This is a genomic window from Brevundimonas sp. UBA2416, assembly GCF_002343105.1.
In the GTDB taxonomy this organism is placed as follows: Bacteria; Pseudomonadota; Alphaproteobacteria; order Caulobacterales; family Caulobacteraceae; genus Brevundimonas.
Genome location: NZ_DDRM01000020.1, coordinates 4,460 through 21,525, shown reverse-complemented (window position 1 = coordinate 21,525; position 17,066 = coordinate 4,460). Strand labels below are relative to the sequence as shown.

Below are 17,066 nucleotides of genomic sequence, written 5' to 3'. Positions count from 1 at the left end.
TGAGGCGATCGAGACGGGCCTCCAGTTCGGTCCGCATTCGCTCGAGGTTCTCGGGGCTGTCGTCACGGTGTTTCATCTCGTCCTCTTCCAGCTGACGGTCGCCGCCGGATCGCGACGGCGGCGACAGCATCACGACGGCTCGAACCGACCGCGCGAAGACGCCGACCGCCCGGACCCGTCGCACGGCGGCGGCGAGGTCATCGACGGCCGGTTTCGCGGCCTTCAGGACCACGACGTCCTCGTCGACGATCGCCATGAAGTCATCCTGCATCGCGCCGGACCATGCCGCCGCCCGCGCCGCCCTGTCCTGATTTCCCGTCATGTCCAAAGAGTAGCCGACCAGCGTAGTCCGGCGGGCAAATCGCAGTTACAATCCCGCAAGCGATTGATTTCAGGTGATGTTGTCGCGCCAACCCGACTATGGATTCGCGAACTGTCAGCACAGCGTCACGCCTCGAAGGGCGGCTCAGGCGGCCTCTGACGCCTTCAGGCTGGCCCGTTGTTCCAGTCGCGCTGCGATGACCCGCAGCAGCTCCGCCACCTGGATCGGCTTGCCGACGTGATCGTCCATGCCGGCCTCCTGGCAGCGCAGCACCTGCTCCGGCTGGACATTGGCGGTCAGGGCGACGATCGGAACCCGGCCAGCCTCTCCGTCCAGCGCCCGGATCGCACGCGTCGCGTCCAGCCCGTCCATCACCGGCATGTGCACGTCCATCAGGATCAGGTCATAGCCGCCAACCCGCGCCGCCTCGACCGCCCGGGCGCCGTCCTCGACGGTCTCCAGCGCGACGCCCATCCCGCCAAGGATCGCCACCACCAGCTCCCGGTTGGCGGCGGCGTCATCGGCCATGAGTATGCGCAGCCCGTCCGGGCTCGCCGCCGCGCCGTTCGCTTCGTCGTCCGACGCCAACGCCTCGGCCGGTGTCAGGGGAACCTCGAACCAGAAGGTCGAACCCTCGCCGATCCGGCTGTGAGCGCCGATCTCACCCCCCATCATCTCGACCAGCCGGCGCGAGATCGAAAGTCCCAATCCAGTCCCGCCATAGACCCGCGTTGTCGAATTGTCGGCCTGGCTGAAGCGTTCGAACAGGGTGTCGATCTTCTCTTCGGCGATGCCGATGCCGGTGTCGGTCACCGCGATCCTCAGCCGCTCGCCCGTCCATGACGTCTCCAGTGTCACGCAGCCTTTCGCGGTGAATTTGGCGGCATTGGCGAGGAAGTTCAGCATGACCTGCCGCAACCGGCCCTCGTCGCCCGTCAGCGCCGGCGGCAGGTCGGGATCGAGCACGACGGCCATCGCCAGGCCCTTGACCTCGCACTGCCCCTCGACCATCGCGACCGCCGCCTGCGCCAGCGTCCGGGGATCGAAGGCCCGCGCCTCCATCTCCACGGCCCCGGCCTCCAGCTTGGAATAGTCCAGGATGTCGTTGATCACCCCCAGCAGGGCCTCGCTCGCCGTACCGATCCGGTCTGCGTAGCGCCGCTCGGTCTCCGGCAGCGCCGCGCTCTGCTGCAACAGGCCCGAAAAGCCGATCACGCTGGTCAGCGGCGTTCTCAGCTCATGGCTCATATTGGCCAGAAACTCTGACTTCGCCCGCGCCCCGGCCTCGGCCCGGTCGCGCGCCTCTATCAGCGCCTCCTCCAGCCGCTTGGTATCGGTGACGTCGCGCACCAGATCCTGGAACTCGACAACCCGGCCTTCGTCGTCACGGATGATCGAGGTCCGCGCCTCGAACCAGCGGGTTCCGCCGTCCTTGACCAGACCGCGATAGGTCACCCCTCGCTGCGACCATTCCGGCGGCGCCTTGACGAATTCCCGGAAACTCGCGGCCAGACCCGGCACGTCTTCGGGATGGATCAGGTCCGTCACCGGCCGTCCGATAACTTCCCGGGGCAGATGCCCGCTCACCCGCTCGATCGACGGCGACACATAGGTCACCAGCCCGTCGACGCCGTAGGTGATGATAATGTCCGTCGCCCGGTCGGCCAGCATCCGATGCCGCTGTTCGCTTTCAGCCATCCGCCGGGTCGCCGCTTCAGCCTCGGTCACGTCCTGAAAGACGCCGAACATGGACACGACCTTTCCGTCCGGTCCGCGTTCGGTATCGGCGCGCGTCTCGACCAGCCGCTCCTCGCCATCGGCCCGGATCAGTCGTGCCCTTGTGTGGAAGCCGTCACCGGTCTCCAGGCCGCGCACAACCATCCGCCGGATGGTTTCACCGTCGTCAGGGTGGAAGAAGCCGAGGGCGTCCCCCAGGCTCGGATCGAACGTCTCGCGCGTCACGCCATAGATGCGATAGACCTGATCCGACCAGGTCGACTTCAGGGTCTCAGCGTCCATCCGCCACTGGCCGATGCCCGCCATTTCCTCGGACAGTCTCAGCAGTTTCAGTTGTTCCGACTGGCGCTGGTTGGCCGCGACCTGGTCGATCATTTCACCGGCCATTCGGGCCAGAACCTTCAGGTTCTCGATCTCGGCATCGGTCGGCCGCGCGCGCGGCTTGACGTCCATCACGCCGATCGCGCCGACCGCTGCACCGTCGGCGTTGGCGATCGTCACGCCGGCGAAAAAGCGCAGGAAGGGCGCGCCGGTCACCATCGGGTGGTTTCGCACACGCTCATCCTTGAGCCCGTCTTCCACGATCAACACAGCGCCCGGACCCATTGCGACCATCAGGTGAGTGGCCGTCAGCTCACGCGGCAGTTCGGACTGGTCCAGACCGACATTGGCGCGGAACAGGGTCAGGTCCCCGTCGATCACCCCGACCATGGCATGGGGCGTGTCGAACATGACGCGGGCGAGCGAAGTCAGCCGCTCGAAGGGGCTGTCCAGATTCAGAGACTCCGTCGTCGCTTTGCGCGACTCTTGCGGACGTTTCGCTCCCATCCAGCCAGACTAGGGCGCGAACAACGAAATTTCGGTTAGCAGGCGGTGGTCAGGTGGCGAGCGCAGGCGTCGACATCAGCCGCCCCGCTCCTGGTCCCACTCCGGCGCCTCGAAATCCAGCGCGTCCTCCGGCTCATTCAGCGCCAGCTCGGACACCGTCTGCCCCCGCACGGAAACCCCCGCCGCGTGCACGCTCTCGGGGTCGCCCGAGATCAGCGGATGCCAGTCGGCCAGACCGCGCCCCTCGTGGATCCGGCGATAACCGCACGACTTCGGCATCCACCCCAGCTGTTCGATATTCCACGGCGTCAGCTTGATACAGTCCGGCACCTGCTCGCGCCGGTTCGCATAGTCCATGCAGGTGCAGCGATCGCTGTCGAACAGCTTGCAGTGCACCCGCGTCGGCACGACCTTGCCCGTGTCCTCGTCCTCGAACCGGACCAGACAACAGAGCCCGCAGCCGTCGCACAGGCTCTCCCACTCCTCGCGGGTCATCTGTTCAAGACGTTTGGTTTGCCAGAAGGGCCGATCCATCGGCGGCCTCTTACGCGGATCGCCCGGGGCTGTCTCCGCTCTTCGCCAGCATCAGGTCGCGGGCGTTGCAGGCGCCGCGATCGTTGGGGCCGCCAACGGCATGATCGGAGCAGGGCCCATGACCGGGGCCGGCGCCACGGCGTCGACCCTTTGCCAGATGTTCAGCCGGTTGGCCGGCGGCGCGTCGCCGCGGCTCGGTCTCAGCCGCTCGCGCGAGCATTCCAGCTTCACCCGATTCAGCAGCGGACCCCAGAATTCCGGCCTCTGGTCCGCCGTCCTCGGCGCCGAGCGGCCCGTCAGCCGGTCGCCCAGCCGCGCCACGGGTCCGTCGTCCCGCGTCCGGCGCAGGTTGGCGACCGATCCCATCATGGCCTTGCGCAGGGCATAGTTGCAGCCGCCCAGCCGCTGCATCCGCTCGCTGACCACGAAATATTCGTCGCCCGACAGGCAGCGCAGCTCCTGATCCTGCGCCCGCGCCGCGCTCTCGGCCCCGGCCGCCGACTCGTCGATCCCGGTCCGGCTCCGCGCCCTCGCCGCCATCCGGTCCGGCGCCCCGGCGTCATAGCTGCCCAAGGCCGATTGCAAACACAGGTCGATCCGGTTCGAGGCGGCCATAGCCCCTTCCATGTAGGACACCAGGTCCCGCAACTCCGGCGCGGCGGTGTTGTCGGCGGGCAGGATCAGGTCTCTCAGATCGGAATAGGTCGTCTGATAGTCGCTCCAAACCAGGGTGAAGTCGTCATACCGCGCCTGCGCCGCCTCCTGGGATCCGCCGCGCAGCATGGCGTTGGCCACCCGGCGGCTGTTGACGTCGAACAGGTCGGACTGGCGGCGATAGGCGTCAATATGCGGCGCGATCTGGGTCAGCATGTCCGCCGCCGCTGTCACCTCGCCAGAGGGCCGCGAGACGCTGTCGTAGACCAGCGTGCCCGCCACCGGCGTCAGCGCCAGCACAATCCCGCCCAGCAGCTCGCCCCAGCCGAAGCCCCGCTTCCTGCGCACGACCGGCCCGGCATCCTGCCCCTGATCACTCATCCTCATCCCCCCGGACGTCCGGCGTCAGACTAACACTGTTCCGCATGGTGCCGCTGCAAATCCCTCAGGGGGCGAAGGCCGCTGCCGGTGGCCACAGGAGGCCAGACCCCCTATATGGCCGCCTTCGACCGCGCAGCCTCCCCGCTGCGCCGCGTGTCCAGGGTTTCCATGGCTCCCCGTCCTCCTCTCGTCGCCCTCAAGAACGTCCGTCTCCAGGACGGCCAGCGCCCGCTGTTCGACGGGGTCGACATCGCTGTCGAGCCGCGCACCCGCGCCGCCCTCGTCGGCCGCAACGGGGCCGGCAAGTCGACCCTGATGAAGATGGTCATGGGCCTGATCGAGCCCGACGCCGGCGACCGCTCGGTCCAGGCCGGCACCCGTTTCGCCTATGTCGCCCAGGAACCTGTCATCACCGGCGAAACCCTGGCCGACTATGCCGAGTCCGGCGGCGCCGACCACTGGACGGCCGAGGCCTGGCTGGAGACTTTCGGCCTCGATCCGGCCAAGGCGGCCGTCAACCTGTCGGGCGGCGAAATCCGCCGCGCCGCCCTCGCCAAGGCCTTCGCCGAAGAGCCCGATCTGCTGCTGCTCGACGAGCCGACCAACCACCTCGACATTCTCGCTATCGAGCTGCTGGAAGAGGAGCTGCTTCAGGCCCGCTTCTCGGTCCTCGTCGTCAGCCACGACCGCGCCTTCCTCAACCGCGTCACCCAGTCGTGTCACTGGCTGGAAGGCCGCCGCGTCCGCACCCTCAACAAGGGCTTCGCCGCCTTCGACGAATGGGCGGACAAGGTCATGGAGGAGGAGGCCGAGTCCCTGCGCCGTCTCAACAAGCGCATCGAGGCCGAAACCTACACCTTCTATCGTTCCATCACCGCCCAGCGCACCCGCAACGAGGGCCGCGCCCGCGCCCTCAACGCCATGCGCGAAGACCACGCCGAACGGGTCAAGGACATTCCCCGCGAGCTCAACCTCGGCGTCGATTCCGGCGGCCTGTCAGGCAAGCTGGTGGCCGAGCTCAAGGGCGTCACCAAATCCTTCGGCGACCGCACGGTACTGAAGCCCTTCACCACCCGCGTCATCCGCGGCGACCGGCTGGCCATCGTCGGCCCCAACGGCGCGGGCAAGACCACCCTGGTCAAGATCCTGCTGGGGCAGCTTGCGCCCGACGCCGGCACGGTCCGCCTCGGCGCCAATCTGGAGCCGGTGTATCTCGACCAGTCGCGCGAGGGCCTTCGCAGCGACATGACCTTGTGGGACGCCCTGACCCCCGGCGGCGGCGACAGTGTGCTGGTGCGGGGCGTGTCCAAACACGTCGCGGCCTATGCCAAGGACTTCCTGTTCCAGGAGGGCCAGCTGCGTCAGCCGATCTCGACCCTGTCGGGCGGCGAGCGCAACCGCCTGCTGCTGGCCCGCGCCCTCGCCAAGCCGGCGAACATGCTGGTCCTCGACGAACCGACCAACGACCTCGACATGGACACGCTCGACAAGCTCGAAGAGCTGCTCGAGACCTACGACGGCACCCTCATCCTGGTCAGCCACGACCGTGACTTCGTCGACCGGCTGGCCACCTCGACCATCGCCATGAACGGCCGCGGCGACATCGTCGAAACCCCCGGCGGCTGGACCGATTTCATCCGCCAGAATCCGGGATTCCTGAAGCCGGGTGCCAACCCCCGCCCGCAGGACAAGGAGGCGGCCCAACGCGCCGCCGCCGCCGACGAGGCGCGTCGGGTCGAGAAGGCGGAGCCTTCTGACCGCGCCTCCACCAGGAAGCCCGGCAAGTTGACGTTCAAGGACGCCCACCGCCTGAAAGAGCTGGAGGGCCTGCTCGTCTCCCTGCCGGTCGACATCGCCCGCCACGACGCGACCCTTTCCGACCCGGACCTCTACGCCCGCGACCGCAAGGCCTTCGACCGCGCCACCGCCAACGCCGACCGGGCGCGCGCCCTTCTGGCGGCCGCGGAAGAGGAGTGGCTGGAGCTGGAGTCGAAGCGGGAAGCTCTCGCCGGCTCCTGACTTTCGCGTTTCGACGCCCGAAATCTGCCGGATCGACCCAATTTCCGGTCTTTTTCGCGAGGCTGTGCAGAAGTCACAAGACCTTCACACAGCGAAGAAAATTCGAAAATCGTCACAGGCAGGCGAACGCCCTGCATGATTTATCCCCAAGGCCGTCCACAGACGCTCGTTCCGGACCGCTTGCCACACCTGCGGATCGGAGCGAGCTTGATCAGGCCGAGGGACACGGCGGCGCGGAAAACCGGGGAGACCCGGGGATCAAAGCGGACCGGCCCGGCTCTCTGATCGAACGCACCGGGGGGTTTCGACCTTAACGGACGGGAGACAGGATCAAGGCCCAAGGGATCCTTCGAAGGCTTCGGCCGGAGAAGACCGGAGGGAACCGGATCGGGATCGATGGACGGCGCGGGGTTCGACCTCGTGGAACGCCGGAGACCAGGAGCGCGACAGGATACAGCTGACCATCACCGGGGTTCGCCTCGCTGATGCTGAAGCCAGGGTTCTGAACCTCAATGGCCAAGTCCAACCCGGACTTGGCGAGGGGACGAGGAAAACCGGTTTGCCGGGGATCTTCGTCCCCTCGCTCAATTCCGGGCCACGGATTCCGCAAGGGCCAGCAGGGCGATATCGCGCTGGATCTCGCGCAGGGTTCCCAGACCATAGCCGTCAGCATCACCGGCGCCGTTTCGCTGCGCGGCGATCAATCCCTCCAGCGCCTCGGCGATTTCCGAAAGTGGACGGCGCGGAGCCGGTCGGCGCGCCGCCACGGCGACGAGAACGCCCATCGCACGGCCCCGCGCCTCGAGGACATCCATCCCGACATTCCGGCCGCCGCCGGCTGACCAGTGGCTGGACGCCAGCCGGCCGTTGGCGTCGGCCAGCTGCCGCGCGAAGACCAGCACCAGCGCGGGATAGGACGAGCGGAGCCCCGGCCCCAGCGCCTCGGGCTTGAGGGCGCGCGCGGTATCCACGACCGCGCTTTCGAGCGCGGGCGACAGCGCCTCGCCCCTCAGAGCGGCGACTGCCCTCACGATCGACCTCAGCCGCCCCTTCTCGAACATCCGGTCGATCCAGCCCATTGCGCCCCACTCTTCCGTTCACGCCCCCGGCGCCGACCCAGCTTCAGGGTATCTCTCACCGATGGTCAATGCGGACGGGGCGCCGCTGCCCTTCCCTTCGCCGCACCTGAGCCGTACATCACGGTCATGACCTTGCGTGGGAATCGCCGTTTCTCGCCTGACCGCCGCGCCTTGCTGGCCGGCGCCGGCGCACTGGCGGCCACGGCGGCCGTGGCGGGCTGCCAACGGTCCGAAGCCCCTGTCGACGAGGAAGGCCGCGTACGCCTGCGCTTCGCCACCGACTGGCGCGCCCAGGCCGAGCACGGCGGCTTCTACCAGGCCCTCGCCTCTGGCGCCTACGCCAAGCGCGGCTTGAACGTCGAGATCATCCAGGGCGGTCCCGGCGTCAACGTGCCCCAGTTGCTGGCCTCCGGCGCGGTCGAGCTGGGCATGGGTTCCAACAGCTTCATCCCGATGAATCTGGTCGCCGAGGGCGCCCCGGTGAAGGCCGTCGCCGCCTTCTTCCAGAAGGATCCGCAGGTCCTCATCGCCCACCCCGACCCGGCGCTGGAAAGCATCGCCGACCTCGCCGGCCGGCCCTTCCTGCTCGCCACCGCCTCGCGCGACGCCTTCTGGGTCTGGCTCAAGGCCAAGTACAACTTCACCGACGATCAGGTCCGGACCTACAATTTCAACCCCGCGCCCTTCCTCGCCGACGAGCGGGCGGTGCAGCAGGGCTATCTGACCAGCGAGCCCTGGAGCATCGAACAGGCGGCGGGCTTCGCGCCCCGGGTCTTCCTGCTGGCCGACGAGGGCTATCCCTCCTACGCCGCCATGGTTCTGGCCCCCAACGCCTTCGCCCGCGACAACGCCGCCGCCCTGCGCAGCTTCATCGCCGCCTCGGCCGAGGGCTGGCGCGACTATATCCAGGGAGACGGCAAGGCGGCGGACGCCCTGATCCGCAAGGCCAATCCCGAGATGACCCAGGCCATCCTCGACCAGGCCCGCGCCAAGCTGAAGGCCAACGGCATCGTCGACGGCGGCGATGCCGCCCTCTACGGCCTCGGCGCCATGACCGCCGACCGCTGGCAGGCGTTCTTCGACGTCACTTCCGGGGCCGGGGTCTATCCGCCCAATCTGGACTGGCGCCAGGCCTTCACCACCCAGTATCTGCCCGGCCGTGGCTGAGGCGGAGGCGGGCGCCGCGGCGTCCCTTGGCGGCGTCGTCGTCCGCTATCCCGGCCGCGCGCCGCTCGGCCCCATCGACCTGACCATAGCTCCCGGCGAGATCGTCGCCGTCGTCGGTGCCTCGGGCGCCGGAAAGTCCACTGTCCTGCGCCTGATGGCCGGCCTTGAATCGCCATCCGAAGGCGCGGTCGTCACAGCCTCCGGCCGCATCGGCTTCGTCTTCCAGTCCGCGACCCTGATGCCCTGGGCCGACGCCCTCGCCAATGTCGCCCTGCCGCTGGAATTGGCCGGGATGGCCCGATCCGAAGCCCGGGTCCGCGCCGCCGAAGCCCTGACCGCCGTCGGCCTCGGCGACCGGCTCGAAGCCCGCCCGCGCCAGCTGTCCGGCGGCATGGCCATGCGCGTCGCCCTCGCCCGCGCCCTGGCCACAGAGCCGGACCTCCTCTTGCTCGACGAGCCCTTCGCCGCCCTCGACAGCGTCACCCGTCGCCGCCTGATCGAGGATCTGCACCGCCTCTGGGCCGCCCGCGCCCCGCGCCCGGCCATCGTCTTCGTCACCCATGACGTCGAGGAGGCCGTCTACCTCGCCGACCGGGCGCTGGTGTTCGATGCCACGACTGGCCGGGTCGCGGCCGGGCTTCGGTCTCCCGGCGCCCTGCCAAGACCCGCGGGGTGGCGCGTCGACGCCGGCTATCGGGCTGCGGTCGAGACGCTGGCCGCCGCCCTCGCCAAAGCCATGCCGCCTCTCCTGACGGAGGCCGGCGCATGACCCGCCTCCTGCCGCCTCTCCTGCTCTCCGCGGTCCTCCTCATCGGCTGGGAGTTTGCCTGCCGTCTGCTCCACGTCCCGCCATGGTTCCTGCCGCCGCCCAGCGCCGTGGCCACGGCCCTGATCGAGCGCGCGCCGCTTCTCGCCGCCTCCGCCGGAGCCACCTTCTGGATGGCGCTGCAGGCCCTGGCCCTCGCCACCCTGCTCGGCGGCGGCCTGGCCCTCGCCGTCTCGCTCAGTCGCCCGGCGGAGCAGGCGGTCCGACCCCTCGCGGTCGCGCTTCAGGTCACGCCGGTGGTGGCCATCGCCCCGCTGGTGATGATCTGGGCCGGCCTGGACCACGCCGATCGGGCCGTCGTGGCGCTGGCGGCAACCGTCGCCTTCTTCCCCCTTTTCTCGGGCGTCCTCACCGGGCTGAAGTCCGCCGATCCCGATCTGGAGCGGTTGTTCGACCTCTACAGCGCCTCTCCCGTCCAGCGCCTCGTCCGTCTGCGCCTGCCCGCCGCCCTGCCTTTCGTGCTGGAGGGTTTGCGGGTCGCCGCCGGGCTGGCCGTGATCGGCGCCGTCGTGGCCGAGTTCGTCTCCGGCTCGGGCTCGACCCAGGGACTGGCTTGGCGGCTGCTCGAAGCCGGCAACCGGCTGCGCACCGCCGACATGCTGGCCGCGCTCGCCTGTCTGATGGTCATGGGTCTGTTGCTCAACGCCGTCGTCGGCCTGCTGGAACGGGCCGCGCGACGCAGACTCTCCTGACCGGACCCCGGCGCTCAACTCCCCGGCGTTAGCAACGGGTTAAGCGACGCATGACTAGCGTGAGACTCCATTACCGCGTCCGGAGACGCCCAGTTGCGCCGCGCCCCGATCCTGACGACCGCCCTGCTCGCCGCCGCGGGTACGGTGCTGTTCGCCGGCAGCGCCTCCGCCCAGAATGCCTCCCCCCCATCCGGCGAGGCCCGCGGACTGCGCTATCTGTCCTGGCCCGGCCGCGGTGAGGCCGGCCCGGCGGCCCCCGCCGCCGCTCCTGCCGCTGCCGGAAGACGCGACCTGAGACGCCCCAACACTCCCATTCCCCACGGGGGTTTCAACTCGGCCGCGCCCGTCCCCACCCGACCTGGCCTGACGCCTGCTCCCGGCGCCCGGCGCACCCTCACGCCGGCCAACGCCTGGATGAACCCTGTCGCGCCGCCGCCGGAAGCCGTGATGGCCGCACCTGCGCCGGCCGCGGCCCCGCCCGTGGCGCCCCGGCCTGCGCCAGCCCCGCCTCCCGCGCCCCAGCCCCGCGCGACTCCCGACTATCTGCCCGATCCCGGCGGCCGTGGTCAGGCCCTGCCGGCCGAACTGATCTATGCGCCGCCGCCCTCCCAGGCGCCGCCCGCCCAAAGCGAGCCGTTCGATCCGATGGCGCCGCGTCGCGATGCGCCGATCTTCCGCATGCAGCAGGACGCGCCCGCCCCGGCTCCGGTCGCCGCGCCCCCGGTCATCGACCCCGCCGGCGTAACTCCCCGCCCGGCTGCGCCCCAACCGCGTCGGGTCGCTGAGGTCAGCAACAGCGGCGAACGCCCGCCGACCCAGGGCGGCCGCTATTATTCGGTCCATCGTCAGAACGGTCGGCAGCCGGACGCCCTGGAAATGCCCGCGCCGAACTATGTGGACGCCCTGGTCGTGACCATGCCCGAGACCATCGCCTCGCAGGATCTGGCTGCACCCGAACAGGGTCCGACCCTGATCCGCGACGCCCAGGGCCGTATACGCCACGCGCCCGCCGCCTCCGACGGGGACCATCAGTGACAGTTGCGTCGACGCCCTCCCGCCTGCCCGAGCTGATCGCCATGGCCGAAGAGGGGTCGAGCGAGAAGCGCCGCGCCCTGCTGCGTGAACTGACCGAGCATTTCTTTGGAACCTCGGCCCGCAGCGCCACCGAAGACACCCTCTACGGATCCGTCCTGACCAGCCTCGCGGCTGACATGGAGACCGCGGTACGCGCCGAACTGTCCGCCCGGTTCGCGAATGCGCCCGATGCGCCCCATGCCCTGATCCGCAGACTGGCCAATGACGAGGCCGCCGTCGCCGAAGCCGTGCTCACGACCTCGCCGGTCCTGACCGACGAAGACCTGCTGGGCGTGGTCCGCAGCCATGGCCAGGCGCATATGCGCGCCGTCTCGGCCCGCCCGTCGGTGTCCGAGGCCGTGTCCGAGGTCATCGTCGAACGCGGCGACGACGAGACTCTCGGCGCCCTGCTGCGCAACGACGGCGCCCAGCTGTCGCGCAAGTCGTCCGAGGCAGCCGTCGAGCGGGCGCGGGTCAATCCGGCGCTGCACGAGGCCACGGTATCCCGCGCCGGCTTGCCGGCTGATCTGCTCAACGAGATGTATTTCGTCGTCGAGGCGCGGCTGCGGACGCGCATCCTCGAACAGAACGCCCGGATGGATCCGGCTCTGCTGGAAAGCGCCCTGGCCGCCGGCCGGGCCCGCATCGCCACGGACGACGGCGCCCTGCCCGCCGACTACGCTGAGTGCTCGGCCTATGTCGAAGAGCTCAAGGCCGCCGGTCAGCTGACGCCGCAGATGCTGGCGCGGTTCCTGCGCTCAGGGGGTACGACCTCGTTCCTGATCGCCCTGGCCCAGTTGTCCGACATCGACTTCCACACCGCCCGCCAGATCATCGAGCGGCGCGAACTCGACGCCCTGGCCGTAGTCTGCAAGGCCGCCGATCTCGATCGGGCCCTGTTCCTCACCTATGCGGTGGTGCTGCTGAACGACGACGGAGACGCCATGGCCAAGGCTCACTCCTACGCCCGGATGTACGCCGAACTGAGCCGCGACGCCGCCCTCCGGACCCTGCGCTTCTGGCGCATGCGTCGCGGAGCCGCGGCCGCGTAGCGAGTGATGAGTGGCTAGTGGCTAGTGGCTAGTGGTCAGTGATTGCCGCTCCACGGCTGGCGGAAGGGCGGCGCCGTCAGCACCGTCTCGCAGGCGTCGGCCAGCCACTAGCCACTAGCCACTCAACCAACCCCCGACCAGAAAAACGCCCGCCCCCATCGCCGAGGACGGGCGCTTCTCGAACAACGTCCGGATTACTTCTTGGCGCGGCCCGCGGCGGCGCGGGCGGGTTTGCGGCCGCCCTGGCCCAGGCCCATCTGCTTGGCGAGGTCCGAACGCGCCTTGGCGTAGTTCGGGGCGACCATCGGATAGTCTTTCGCCAGACCCCATTTCGCCCGGTATTCCTCGGGGCTCATGTTGTATTTGGTGCGCAGGTGACGCTTCAGCGATTTGAACTTGCGGCCGTCTTCCAGGCAGATCAGGAAATCGGGCGTGATCGACTTGCGTACCGGTACAGCCGGGTCCTTGACCTCAGGCTCAGGCTCGACAGCGCCAGTCGAGACCTGGGTCAGGGCGGCGTGGATGCTGGAGATCAGGCCCGGCACTTCCGACGCCTGCACATTGTTGTTGCCGACATAGGCCGACACGATGTCCGCAGTCATCTCGAGGAGTTGAGCGTTGTCTTCCATGGGCCGGCCTCACCTTGATTGCTTGTTTCTCGACTGAATCAGCCGTTGGCGAGTTCAATAGATTTGTTCCCTTGTGAAAGCAACATCGGGTTCCATGCTCGGAAATAGCTCTCCGAAGTGTTTGAAAGTTCACTATAGATAGCGGCGTCCGGCGTGCTTCGGGTGCTCAGCGTCCGAAGTTGTCCGCCAGCGCGAGCATGGCCGCGCGCTCGGGCGCCGAGTAGTTGTCCAGCCCCTCTTCTTCGCCATCGCGGATGGCCCTCAGAAGCGCCGGCGTCAGGGCTGAAGACAGCGACCAGTTCCAGTAACGCAAAACCGTCTGCGCCCGGTCGACCGCCAGCATGTCATAGGTGATCCGCACCCGGTCCCAGGCCGGATGGACCGAGCCGTCCGCCGCCGTCTCGGGTCGACGCATCGATCGCCACAGATTGGCCAGATCGCTCTTGCCCAGCCCCGTCGCCTTGCAGAGGATCGCCAGCGGTTCGCCGCCCGGATCGCCCATGATCTTGGCGCCCGTGACCGGCTTGACCCCCGACAGATAGGCGATCTCTGTCGCCACCTCGCGGTTCAGCCCACGCTCGGCGGCCGCGGCTACGGCCTGTTCCAGTCCGCCATAGGGGCTCTTGGCGATCGCCGCCCGGTTCCGCTGCCGCCGCTCGATAAACTGCAGCGCCTTGCGCGACACAGGATCCTGCCAGTTCTCCGCCGCCGCCATGGCGAAGACATCCTCGGACACCTCCTGCATGACCTCCCGCGACACGGCGAACCGCTGCAGAATGGTGCGGCGATCCTCTGGACCACACCACCAGAACATCACATAAGCGCCCGACGGACGCAGTTCGGGACGCTTCAGCGTCGGGCCGCACAACTGCGGCTCCTGCCGGCTCAGGCTGACGACGCCCTCGATCGCCGTCTGGCTCAGGCGGGCCGTGCCGTTGCGAAGCACTGCTTCGATCACATGGCTCTCGCCGAAACTCAGCAGGGTCTCGGTGACCACCTCGGACAACGCCCGCCGACTGGCCATCAGGAAGCGGTGCGCGGGGCTGGCGTCGCGCGCGCAGGCCACCAGGTCCGCATCCGACAGCGAGGCGCACTGTTCGATCAGCAGGCCGGCGATCTCCGGATCGTCACGCAGCAGCATCCGCGCCAGGGCGTTGGGCAGTTCGGCCAGGGGGGCCAGCCGGGAGGCCACCCGCCGGCGGTCCTCGGGCGAGGCCAGCCGCAGCATCTCGACCAGCAGGTCGCCGGTGACGGCGCGCTCGAAGGCATTGATCCGGCTGGCGGGCAGGGACACCACATCGGCCAGGCGTTTCAGCAACGCATGACGCGCGCGGAATCCACCTTCCGGGGCGGCCTCCTCAGGGCTGGTCGCGGTCTCGGACATGTCCCGCGAATCGTAGGGCCACGCCGGTTAACCGGCTGTGACGGTCAGTCGAAGGCCGTCCAGGCAGCGCGACTGTCGCCGGTCAGGGCGAAGTCCGCCTCGACCGTCCCGGCGTCGCGGAAGGACAGTGTCAAACGGACCCGCCCGTCGACAGCCTTCGCCGGATCGAAATTTATCAGCATGAAGTGCAGGCTGGTTCCCGGCCGTACGTCCAGCGCGCCGTTACCGGGAACCGTCCAGTTCGGGTCGTCGATCATGCTTCCGCCCGTTTCCGTGCGCACCACGCGGTGGAACTCGATCGTGTCGGCGCAGGCGCAGGAGGCATCGACCAGCTCGTCCGCCACCGGGGAGCCGTTGCGGATGCGCACATAACCGGCCGAGTCCTCACCGGCGACGCCCGAGGTCGCCACGATCCGCCGGGTCAGGTCCAACGGCCCCGCCGAGGCCGAGGCCTCCCGCGCAACGGAGGCCAGCACCGGCATGACGGGGACCGCCGAGGCGTCTTCGCGATAGTCAAACCCGCCCTTTTCGACCCACTCACCGTTTTCCTGCTGGGAGCTGCGCGCGCGATGAACACCGTCGGCGCCCATCACCAGGGTGGAGCGGATGGGCGGAAAGCCGTCGAGGCCGTGCACCGTCTCCTCGGCCTCGAACGCGCCGGGGCCCGTCGGCCGCATGACGCCGGTGGTATGGAAGCCGCCCGAGGTGAAATAGTGGAAGATGTAGCCCCCGCTCGCCCGGTCCCGGAAGATCAGGGTCTCCCCCGCATAAGCCCCCCCGCCCACGGAATGGACCACGCGCACCGCATGGCCGCCGACAGCCCAGTCCCAGCGCTGGATATCCTCGACAGCCTCGGGTCCGGTGCCTACGCCCCGCCAGGTCTTTCCGACCAGATGCTCGAACGGGGCATAGGCCGCCCGGCCGACGCCCGGCGCCGGCAATTCCGCGACCTGGGCGACAGCGGACAGGCCGGGCGCCGCAAAGGCCAGTGACAGGGCGACGGCGGCGATCAGTCGAATTTTCATGGCGCGGATCTTCCCCTCAAACGGTCTCGGGCCGGCGCGCGGCGCGGGCCAGAAGCATGTCGAAATGGTCGCGCAGGGCGGAGACCCCGCGGTCGAAATAGCCGACGTCGCGATGGGTCCGGGCCTGCATCACCCCGCCCTCCATGGTCGTCAGCACGAACTCGGCCAGCGCCTGCTTGTCGACGCCCGTCGGCAAACGGTCGCCGGCGGCATCAAGGCATTTCATGATCGCCCCGACCCAGCCGGTGAAGTTGACTGCCAGCAGGTCGCGCACCACCGGGTCCGCCTCATGCAGCTCCAGCGCCAGACTGCCGATCGGGCAGCCATAGGTGCAGTCGGTCTCGAGGATCAGCCAGCGGTACCGCGCCAGCAGGGCGAAGATGCGCTCGACGGGATCGTCCACCCCCTCCCAGGCCGGATCGACCAGGTTCTCGTACAGCCCGTCGCGATAGGCCTCGAGCACGGCGATCAGCACGTCCTGCTTGCCCGGAAACACATGGTACAGGCTGCCGGCGTTCAGCTGGGTCCGGCTCAGGATGTCGGCGATCGAGGTCGAATTGTAGCCCTTGGCCCAGAACAGCTCCATCGCCGCCATCACGATCCGGGTGCGGACATCGGGCGCGCCGCTCACGCCGCTGCCCAGGCCTGTCTGATCCAGCCCTCGACCTCTGCGTCGATCTCGTCGGCCGAGGCGATGCGGACCCGGTGGGTGACCATGGCGTTCCACGACCCCGCCGCCTCCAGCCGTCCCGACGGCTGGACCCCTTTCAGGCTGAGCCCAAGATCCAGCCGGTCCTTGGTCGACGGTTGCGCCAGGCCGAACTGCTTGTTCCGGCGGAAGCTGACATAGCCCTTCTTCGGCGCGAACTGGGCGCCCTCCAGCCCCGACACGATGCCCGCGATCCGGTCATAGGCCGGGCGCATCGCCGCCTTCGGCCCGGCGAACATGGCCTCCATCAGGGCGGCGTCGTCGCTGGACCCGGCGTCCGAAGCGAAGGTCTTGTGCGCCACCAGATTGGCGTAGCCGTGCCCCAGCCCGTGCTCGGCCTTCAGCCAGGACACCAGCCCACCGTGCTTCACCTGTCCGCTGGTCCTGGCCAGCGCCAGCCATTCGTCCAGCGACTGGCCGGTCTTCGCCTTCAGATTGGCGATCATGGCAGCCGTTTCGGCCTGAGGGTCAGCCATGCTTCATCTCCCGTTCCCGAGCCCTATTGAATGCTCGTTCAAGAACCGGAGTCAACGAAAACTTGAACGGTCGTTCAAACGGCCGTCACAGCCCCTCGAACAACGCCGTCGACAGATAACGTTCCGCGAAGCTGGGGATGATCACCACGATCGTCTTGCCTGCGTTCTCGTCCAGCGCAGCCTGACGGAAGGCGGCGACCAGGGCGGCGCCCGATGAAATGCCGACGGGAATCCCCTCCGTCCGCGCCGCCTTGCGGGCCATGTCGAAGGCGTCCTCATTGGACACCTGTTCAACCCCGTCGATGACAGAGCGATCGACGATCGAGGGGATGAAGCCCGCCCCGATGCCTTGAATCTTGTGCGGCCCGGGCTCCCCACCCGACAGCACCGGCGAGGCCGTCGGCTCGACCGCGATCATGCGCAGCGAGGGCTTGCGCGCCTTCAGCACCTGGCCGACGCCGGTGATGGTGCCGCCGGT

General features: G+C 68.8%; 17 protein-coding genes. 7 read left to right on the top strand and 10 right to left on the bottom strand.

Going from position 1 to position 17,066, the window contains the following annotated elements; genetic code table 11:
- The first annotated feature begins 67 nt into the window (after positions 1–67).
- On the top strand, positions 68–481 hold the full coding sequence (locus B3E43_RS07745) for a hypothetical protein (protein ID WP_292028173.1): 414 nt from the start codon (positions 68–70) through the stop codon (positions 479–481).
- Here B3E43_RS07745 and B3E43_RS07740 read toward each other — a convergent pair.
- The 3 genes from B3E43_RS07740 to B3E43_RS07730 all read right to left on the bottom strand — a co-directional run bounded on the left by B3E43_RS07740 (position 467) and on the right by B3E43_RS07730 (position 4,456).
- Positions 467–2,791 carry a hybrid sensor histidine kinase/response regulator gene (locus B3E43_RS07740; protein WP_292028172.1) on the bottom strand — a complete coding sequence of 775 codons (2,325 nt, stop codon included), beginning with the start codon at positions 2,789–2,791 and terminating at the stop codon, positions 467–469. The two genes, B3E43_RS07745 and B3E43_RS07740, sit on opposite strands and share 15 nt — an antisense overlap.
- 171 nt (positions 2,792–2,962) lie before the next feature.
- A complete protein-coding gene (locus B3E43_RS07735; RefSeq protein WP_292028170.1) occupies positions 2,963–3,421 on the bottom strand; it encodes a YcgN family cysteine cluster protein in 459 nt (152 codons plus the stop codon).
- 51 nt (positions 3,422–3,472) lie between these two features.
- Positions 3,473–4,456, bottom strand: coding sequence for a hypothetical protein (locus tag B3E43_RS07730; protein WP_292028168.1), 984 nt, complete (start codon positions 4,454–4,456; stop codon positions 3,473–3,475).
- Between the two features lie 168 nt (positions 4,457–4,624).
- Here B3E43_RS07730 and B3E43_RS07725 point away from each other — a divergent pair, with 168 nt between their 5' ends.
- A complete protein-coding gene (locus B3E43_RS07725; RefSeq protein ID WP_292028166.1) occupies positions 4,625–6,475 on the top strand; it encodes an ABC-F family ATP-binding cassette domain-containing protein in 1,851 nt (616 codons plus the stop codon).
- A gap of 584 nt (positions 6,476–7,059) precedes the next feature.
- Here B3E43_RS07725 and B3E43_RS07720 read toward each other — a convergent pair.
- The gene (locus tag B3E43_RS07720; RefSeq protein ID WP_292028163.1) at positions 7,060–7,554 is read right to left on the bottom strand and encodes a hypothetical protein; all 495 of its coding nucleotides are present in this window, start codon (positions 7,552–7,554) and stop codon (positions 7,060–7,062) included.
- 126 nt (positions 7,555–7,680) lie between these two features.
- Here B3E43_RS07720 and B3E43_RS07715 point away from each other — a divergent pair, with 126 nt between their 5' ends.
- The 5 genes from B3E43_RS07715 to B3E43_RS07695 all read left to right on the top strand — a co-directional run bounded on the left by B3E43_RS07715 (position 7,681) and on the right by B3E43_RS07695 (position 12,365).
- Positions 7,681–8,721: an ABC transporter substrate-binding protein gene (locus tag B3E43_RS07715; protein WP_292028162.1), complete on the top strand. Its 1,041-nt coding sequence runs from the start codon at positions 7,681–7,683 to the stop codon at positions 8,719–8,721.
- On the top strand, positions 8,714–9,490 hold the full coding sequence (locus B3E43_RS07710) for an ABC transporter ATP-binding protein (RefSeq protein ID WP_292028159.1): 777 nt from the start codon (positions 8,714–8,716) through the stop codon (positions 9,488–9,490). Before B3E43_RS07715 ends, B3E43_RS07710 begins: the two co-directional genes overlap by 8 nt.
- On the top strand, positions 9,487–10,239 hold the full coding sequence (locus B3E43_RS07705) for an ABC transporter permease (protein WP_292028158.1): 753 nt from the start codon (positions 9,487–9,489) through the stop codon (positions 10,237–10,239). Before B3E43_RS07710 ends, B3E43_RS07705 begins: the two co-directional genes overlap by 4 nt.
- A gap of 93 nt (positions 10,240–10,332) precedes the next feature.
- Complete coding sequence (locus B3E43_RS07700; protein ID WP_292028157.1) at positions 10,333–11,274, top strand: hypothetical protein; 942 nt, start codon at positions 10,333–10,335, stop codon at positions 11,272–11,274.
- Positions 11,275–11,315: 41 nt separating this feature from the next.
- Entirely contained in the window at positions 11,316–12,365 is a 1,050-nt protein-coding gene (locus B3E43_RS07695) for a DUF2336 domain-containing protein (protein ID WP_292028264.1), read from the top strand.
- A gap of 194 nt (positions 12,366–12,559) precedes the next feature.
- Here B3E43_RS07695 and B3E43_RS07690 read toward each other — a convergent pair whose 3' ends face one another.
- From B3E43_RS07690 to B3E43_RS07665, 6 genes are all read right to left on the bottom strand, one after another.
- Positions 12,560–12,994: a MucR family transcriptional regulator gene (locus tag B3E43_RS07690; RefSeq protein WP_292028156.1), complete on the bottom strand. Its 435-nt coding sequence runs from the start codon at positions 12,992–12,994 to the stop codon at positions 12,560–12,562.
- Positions 12,995–13,160: 166 nt separating this feature from the next.
- Positions 13,161–14,378 carry a DUF2336 domain-containing protein gene (locus B3E43_RS07685; protein WP_292028155.1) on the bottom strand — a complete coding sequence of 406 codons (1,218 nt, stop codon included), beginning with the start codon at positions 14,376–14,378 and terminating at the stop codon, positions 13,161–13,163.
- A gap of 44 nt (positions 14,379–14,422) precedes the next feature.
- Complete coding sequence (locus B3E43_RS07680; protein ID WP_292028154.1) at positions 14,423–15,403, bottom strand: copper chaperone PCu(A)C; 981 nt, start codon at positions 15,401–15,403, stop codon at positions 14,423–14,425.
- A gap of 16 nt (positions 15,404–15,419) precedes the next feature.
- The gene (locus tag B3E43_RS07675; RefSeq protein ID WP_292028153.1) at positions 15,420–16,034 is read right to left on the bottom strand and encodes a TetR/AcrR family transcriptional regulator; all 615 of its coding nucleotides are present in this window, start codon (positions 16,032–16,034) and stop codon (positions 15,420–15,422) included.
- Positions 16,031–16,588, bottom strand: coding sequence for a DUF4287 domain-containing protein (locus B3E43_RS07670; protein WP_292028152.1), 558 nt, complete (start codon positions 16,586–16,588; stop codon positions 16,031–16,033). Before B3E43_RS07670 ends, B3E43_RS07675 begins: the two co-directional genes overlap by 4 nt.
- Before the next feature lie 85 nt (positions 16,589–16,673).
- The coding region (locus tag B3E43_RS07665; protein WP_292028150.1) for a PLP-dependent cysteine synthase family protein at positions 16,674–17,066 on the bottom strand (393 nt) is incomplete at its 5' end.

What these genes read in the sequence shown, in the direction of transcription:
- B3E43_RS07740 (WP_292028172.1), bottom strand. Translation starts at nt 2,791, where the DNA reads ATGTTCGACACGCCCCATGCCATGGTCGGGGTGATCGACGGGGACCTG.
- B3E43_RS07735 (WP_292028170.1), bottom strand. Translation starts at nt 3,421, where the DNA reads ATGGATCGGCCCTTCTGGCAAACCAAACGTCTTGAACAGATGACCCGC.
- B3E43_RS07730 (WP_292028168.1), bottom strand. Translation starts at nt 4,456, where the DNA reads ATGAGTGATCAGGGGCAGGATGCCGGGCCGGTCGTGCGCAGGAAGCGG.
- B3E43_RS07725 (WP_292028166.1), top strand. Translation starts at nt 4,625, where the DNA reads ATGGCTCCCCGTCCTCCTCTCGTCGCCCTCAAGAACGTCCGTCTCCAG.
- B3E43_RS07720 (WP_292028163.1), bottom strand. Translation starts at nt 7,554, where the DNA reads ATGGGCTGGATCGACCGGATGTTCGAGAAGGGGCGGCTGAGGTCGATC.
- B3E43_RS07715 (WP_292028162.1), top strand. Translation starts at nt 7,681, where the DNA reads ATGACCTTGCGTGGGAATCGCCGTTTCTCGCCTGACCGCCGCGCCTTG.
- B3E43_RS07705 (WP_292028158.1), top strand. Translation starts at nt 9,487, where the DNA reads ATGACCCGCCTCCTGCCGCCTCTCCTGCTCTCCGCGGTCCTCCTCATC.
- B3E43_RS07695 (WP_292028264.1), top strand. Translation starts at nt 11,316, where the DNA reads ATGGCCGAAGAGGGGTCGAGCGAGAAGCGCCGCGCCCTGCTGCGTGAA.
- B3E43_RS07690 (WP_292028156.1), bottom strand. Translation starts at nt 12,994, where the DNA reads ATGGAAGACAACGCTCAACTCCTCGAGATGACTGCGGACATCGTGTCG.
- B3E43_RS07685 (WP_292028155.1), bottom strand. Translation starts at nt 14,378, where the DNA reads ATGTCCGAGACCGCGACCAGCCCTGAGGAGGCCGCCCCGGAAGGTGGA.
- B3E43_RS07680 (WP_292028154.1), bottom strand. Translation starts at nt 15,403, where the DNA reads ATGAAAATTCGACTGATCGCCGCCGTCGCCCTGTCACTGGCCTTTGCG.
- B3E43_RS07670 (WP_292028152.1), bottom strand. Translation starts at nt 16,588, where the DNA reads ATGGCTGACCCTCAGGCCGAAACGGCTGCCATGATCGCCAATCTGAAG.